The 2,078-nt window shown below is 61.0% G+C and carries 1 protein-coding gene; it reads left to right on the top strand.

Features of this window, described 5'->3' with window-relative positions:
* Window positions 1–2,078 (top strand): M16 family metallopeptidase (locus tag JNL55_RS36650; protein ID WP_293866869.1); only part of this gene is annotated, 2,078 nt, incomplete at both ends.

Genomic DNA, 2,078 nt, shown 5'->3' with positions numbered 1-2,078 from the left:
GAGGAAGCGCGACAGTTTTTTGGTCGCTACTACGTGCCGGCGAATGCCAGCTTGGTGATTGCTGGAGACATCGACAAGGCGCGGACCAAAGCCTGGGTGGAGCAATACTTCGGGAGTATTGCTCGGGGTGCTGTTGGGTCGCGGGTGATCGCGAAGCCGTCGCGAATCGCTGAGCAGAAGCGTGTGACGGTTACGGATCGAATCGAGTTGCCACGAGTCACGATGGCGTGGGTGACGCCGGGGTGGTATCGGTCCGGCAATGCTGAGATTGAGTTGCTGGCCGCTATCTTGAGTGGCTCGTCCAGCCGGCTGTACGAGCGGCTGGTGCGTCAACAGAAGCTCGCGCTCAATGTGGTGGTGGAGCATCTGCCGTTCGCTCAGAGCTCAGTGCTGACGATTAAAGCCACTCCGGCGCCCGGAGTTGCGTTGCCGGTACTTGAGCGTGCTTTGGTTGCGGAGCTGGCAGCGTTGAGTAAGTCGGGGTTGTCCGCTGCGGAAGTGGAGCAGGGGCGCAATACGGCCACGCTTAGCATCGTTCGCGGGCTGGAGAAGCTCGGAGAGATAAACGGCTTCGGTGACTTCACCATGGACGCGGCTTACGGTGGTGTTGCTGAGCAGCTGAATCAATGTAATGCGCTGTTGGGCCAACCGGGATGCTTGAGCGAGGTCATGCATCGCTTCGCGACGGCTACGCCGGAGTCGCTGCAGAAGGCAGTGGCGCTGCTGACGCCGGCGTCGAGTGTGGTGGTGTACGCCGTGCCCGGCGAGAAAGTTGTCGATGACGTGCCCGCGCACGAAGCGGTGCCGGCTGAGTCGAGCGTTGCGAGTGCAGTCGAATTCAAGTTGCCGCCGCTCGGGCTGCCGTCTTCGGTCAAGCCGCCGGCGCCGCAGAAGATCGTGCTGGCCAACGGGCTGTCGGTTTGGCTCGCCGAGCAGCGACAGATTCCAATCGTGTCTGCTCATTTGGTCGTGCGCAGAGGAGCCGGGGACAGTCCTGCCGATCGCGTCGGATTGGCAGCGTTCACCGCTAAGTTGTTGTTACGAGGAACTCGCGGGCGGGCCGCAAGTCAGTTCGCACTCGACGCCGCACAGCTAGGCTCGAAGGTCGACGCTGACATCAGCAGCGACGCGACCGCCATCGGCATCCGAGTGCTGAAACAAAACCTGCCTCGCGCCTTAGAGCTACTGTCGGACGCAGCGATGAACGCGTCGTTCCCGCAAGCTGAGGTTGAGTCGCTGCGTGCGGAAGAACTGGCGCGCGTGGCTCAGGCGAGAGGAAATCAGGACACGCGAACAAGCTACCTCTTCACCGATGCACTCTACGGCGAGGCAGGCGCCTACCGCCGCAGCGGTCTGTTCAACGACGAGTTGTTCGCGCGCGCCCATAACTACGGCTACGACGAGTTGGGCACCGAACAATCGCTACGAAAATTTACTCGCGACGACGTAGTCCGCTTCTGGAAAGAAGGTTACGCCCCGGATGACGCGGCCTTGGTCGTGGCTGGCGACGCGTCGCTTGCCGAGCTGCGTCAGCTAGCAGAGAAGTATTTCGGCGAGTGGCGAGGCAAAGCAGCGCCAGTGAAACGAGTAGTCGCTCAGCCACCGAAGCAGCGAGTGATGGTGGAAGACGTCGGAAGCGCCTCGCAAACCTCCCTGCGAGTCGGAGTGATCGGCGCATCGAGAAGCAGCCAAGACCTAGTACCGCTGCGCCTACTAAACCTGGTGTTCGGCGAAATCTTCGAGAGCCGCATCACCGCCAATTTGCGCTTGCAGAACAACTACACCTACATGGCCCGCTCGCAGTTCGCATTTCGTCGCGAGCCTGGGCCATTCGTCATCGGTACCAACGTGAGAACCGACGTCACCGCACCGGCCTTGCAAGAAATCTTCAACGAACTGACCCGAATCCGCACCGAACCCGTCCCGGACGCAGAGCTGCGTTTCGCTCGAACAGCATTCGAGAGTTCATTGGTGAGCCTGTTCGAGACCACAGGCAGAACGGCCAGCTCCATCGGCCAACTGTTCGCCTACGACCTACCGCTGGACTACTACCAAACGCTGCCCACGAGCATCAGAAA

Origin of the sequence: Steroidobacter sp. (assembly GCF_016790065.1) — a bacterium.
Classification (GTDB): Bacteria; Pseudomonadota; Gammaproteobacteria; order Steroidobacterales; family Steroidobacteraceae; genus Steroidobacter.
Note: the sequence above shows the minus strand (reverse complement) of the source record. Positions and strands in the feature narration are given on the sequence as shown.